This window comes from Trebonia sp. (assembly GCF_030042015.1).
Taxonomy (GTDB): domain Bacteria; phylum Actinomycetota; class Actinomycetes; order Streptosporangiales; family Streptosporangiaceae; genus Trebonia.
The window spans coordinates 1-3,067 of record NZ_JASIAL010000200.1 but is presented as its reverse complement, the minus strand read 5'-3'; the positions used below and the strand labels follow the sequence as shown (position 1 = coordinate 3,067).

General features: G+C 71.9%; 3 protein-coding genes. All 3 read right to left on the bottom strand.

The window, feature by feature from the left end:
- Window positions 1–14 precede the first annotated feature (14 nt).
- Window positions 15–1,382, bottom strand: a complete 1,368-nt coding sequence (locus Q1N79_RS10160; RefSeq protein ID WP_300607347.1) for an NtaA/DmoA family FMN-dependent monooxygenase — start codon at window positions 1,380–1,382, stop codon at window positions 15–17.
- Complete coding sequence (locus tag Q1N79_RS10155) at window positions 1,379–2,593, bottom strand: LLM class flavin-dependent oxidoreductase (RefSeq protein ID WP_300607344.1); 1,215 nt, start codon at window positions 2,591–2,593, stop codon at window positions 1,379–1,381. The genes Q1N79_RS10160 and Q1N79_RS10155 overlap by 4 nt, the downstream gene beginning before the upstream one ends.
- 147 nt (window positions 2,594–2,740) lie before the next feature.
- A partial coding sequence (locus tag Q1N79_RS10150) for a hypothetical protein (protein WP_300607342.1) occupies window positions 2,741–3,067 on the bottom strand: 327 nt, incomplete at its 5' end.

Sequence of the window (3,067 nt, the reverse complement as noted above, 5' to 3'; positions counted from 1 at the left end):
CGCCCGTCGCCCCGTTACGCCTGGCCCCGCGCCGCGGCCCAGGCTGCCGCCGGCCTGGCCGGCGGCAGCCCGAGGCGGTCGCGCAGCGTCGTCCCCTGCTCGTACGAGGAACGCAGCACGCCCCGCTCCTGCAGCAGCGGCACGACCTTGGCGGCGAACTCGTCAAGCCCGGCCGGGATCAGGTGCGGCACGAGGATGAACCCGTCGCAGGCGTCGTCCTGCACGCTGCGGTTGATCGCCTCCGCCACGGAAGCGGGCGTTCCCGTGAACGTCTGCCGCCCGGTCACCTCGATGATCAGGTCCCTGATGGACAGCTTCTTCTCCTCGGCGATCGCCCGCCACTTGCGCGCCACGGCCACCGGGTCGTCGTACATCCGGGTCCGCCCCTGGATGATCGAGGCGGCCTCCGGGTCGGGGTCGAACGGCGGCAGCGGCCCCTCGGCGTCGAACGCCGACAGGTCGGTGTTCCACACCTGCTCGAGCAGCAGGATCGCGGTCTGCGGGCTGACCTGCTGGCGGCGGATGTGCCTGGCGTGCTCGTCGGCCTCCGCCGCGGTGTCGCCGAGCACGAAGCTCGCCCCCGGCAGCACCTTCAGCTCGGCGGGCCCGCGCCCGTACCGCGCCAGCCGCGACTTCACGTCGGCGTAGAACGCGCGCCCGGCGTCGTATGAGCTGTGCCTGGTGAAGATCGCGTCGGCGCTGTGCGCGGCGAACTCCCGCCCGCCGTCGGAGTCGCCTGCCTGCAAGATCACGGGGTGCACCTGCGGGCTTCTCGGCGCTGTGAACGTGCCGGAAATGTCGAAATTCAAGCCCTTGTACTCGAAACGGGGCGGGCCGGCTGTCAGGAACTCACCCTTCTCCTTGTCGGCGGCGATCGCGTCCGCCGCCCAGGACTCCCACAGCTCACGCGCGGCCTGCACGAACTCGGCGGCGCGCACGTACCGGTCACCGCGGTCCAGGTAGCCGCCGCGGCGGAAGTTCTCGCCGGTGAACGCGTCGGGCGACGTCACCACGTTCCACCCGGCCCGGCCGCCGGACAGGTGGTCAAGCGTGGCGAACTGGCGGGCGATCTCGTACGGCTCGTTGTACGTCGCCTGGATGGTCCCGGCCAGGCCCAGGTAGTCGGTCACCGCGGCGATCGCCGCGAGCACGGTGATCGTGTTCGGGCGGCCGACCACGTCCAGGTCGTGGATCTTGCCGCGCTGCTCGCGCAGCCGCAGCCCTTCGGCGAGGAAGAAGAAGTCGAACGCGCCGGCCTCGGCGGTCCGCGCCAGGTGCGCGAACGAGCCGAACTCGATCTGGCTGCCCGCCGCGGGGTCGCTCCACACCGTGTGGTTGTTGACGCCGGGGAAGTGGGCCCCGAGGATCACCTGCTTGCTCATGCGGGACTCCGCTCGTAACGGCTGGCGGGGCGGGGCAAGCCCAGGCGGGCGCGCAGCGTGCTTTCCGCGTAACCGGCGCGGAACGCGCCGCGCCGCCGCAGCCGCGGCACCAGGCCGCGGGTGATCTGGGCCAGGTCGTACGGCAGCGCGCCGGGGCGGAGCCGGAAGCCGTCGAGGCCGCCCGCCCGCCGCCAGTCGGCGAGCAGGTCGGCGAGCTCGTCAGGGGTGCCAGTGAAGACCGCCGTGTCGGTGCCGAGCTCGGCGCCGTCGAGGTCGTCAAGGCGGCGCTTGCGTGCCGCCGCCGCGCCCGGCTGGTCGTCGATGAACACCGTCAGGTCGGCGTAGACCGAAAGAGGCGGCCCGGTTCGTTCGGTATCGATTTCCGCCTCCCTGACCTGTGCGACGATCTGCCGTGCGTGCGGCGCGCTGGCGGGCGTGATGAACACGATGTCGCTGGCGCGGGCGGCGAACGCGTACGGCACGGGGCCGTGGCCGAGGGAGGCGACGACCGGCTGGCCCTGCGGCGGGCGCGGCGTGATCGACGGGCCGCGGACGCTGAACCAGCGGCCGGCGAAGTCGATGTAGTGCAGCTTGTCGCGGTCGACGAAGCGACCGGTCGCCGTGTCGCGGATCACCGCGTCGTCCTCCCAGGAGTCCCACAGCAGCCGTACCACCTGTACCACGTCGGCGGCCTCGCCGAACAGGTCCGCCATGTGGCTGGCTGTCGCGGGGTCGGCGAGCAGCTCCCCGCGCAGCTGCGGGAACTCGCGGCGGCCGAAGTGGCCTGCCTCGTGCGGCGATGACGAGACCCGCGGCCGCCAGCCGGCCCGGCCCGCGCTGACGTAGTCGAGCGTGGCGATCGACGTGGACAGGTGGAACGGCTCGGTGTGCGTGGTGACCGCGGTGGGAATCAGGCCGATGCGGCGGGTGAGCGGGGCGATCCGCGCGGCGAGGAGCACCGCGTCCAGCCGCCCGCGCACCTGGTCGGTGCGGTCGTCAGGGCCGGCGAAGCGGTCCGCGGTCTGGATGCCGAGGGAGTCCTCGATCGTGAGGAAGTCGAGCGTGCCGCCTTCGGCCTCGCGGGCCAGGTCCGCCCAGTAGCCGGCGGTGAAGAGCTCGCCGGGCCGCGCGGTCGGCTCGCGCCAGGCGGCGGGATGCCAGCCTGCCCCGTCCAGGGCCACCGCCAGGTGCAGTTCGCTGGTTCCCGGCATCCCGCGGCTCCCTCCGTCCGGCGCTCCGGCCGTTATCGACGCTAACCTTCGCCCGCGAAAGCCGTCAAATTCGATAGGCAAAGTCGCATGTCGCCTGGCTGGCCGGACGTTGGCGGCGCCGGAGCCTGGCGCGACCGCGGCCACGCCTCAGTTAGCCGGGAAGGCGGCAGCGAGCGCGAGGGCGATCAGCCGCGCCCGCTGCTCGTACCCGTAGGAGGTGTAGTGAATGCCGTCGTTGATGAACCAGCTGTTCTGCACGACCGCCGGCCAGTCGTAGATGCGCATGTTCGGGTAATGCGGCAGCTCTTCCTTCAGGGCCTGGTTCCACAAGATCATGTTCTGCTCGGAGTACGGGCCGCTGGACAGCAGCGACTTCACCTCGATCCACAGCACCGGCATGTTGCCGATCACCGACATCATCTCCTGGATCCGCTGGATGCGGCCCACGTTCGAGCCCACCGCCACGTCGGCCGT

Coding starts and splice junctions, on each gene's coding strand:
- Q1N79_RS10160 (WP_300607347.1), bottom strand. CDS start 1,382: ATGAGCAAGCAGGTGATCCTCGGGGCCCACTTCCCCGGCGTCAACAAC.
- Q1N79_RS10155 (WP_300607344.1), bottom strand. CDS start 2,593: ATGCCGGGAACCAGCGAACTGCACCTGGCGGTGGCCCTGGACGGGGCA.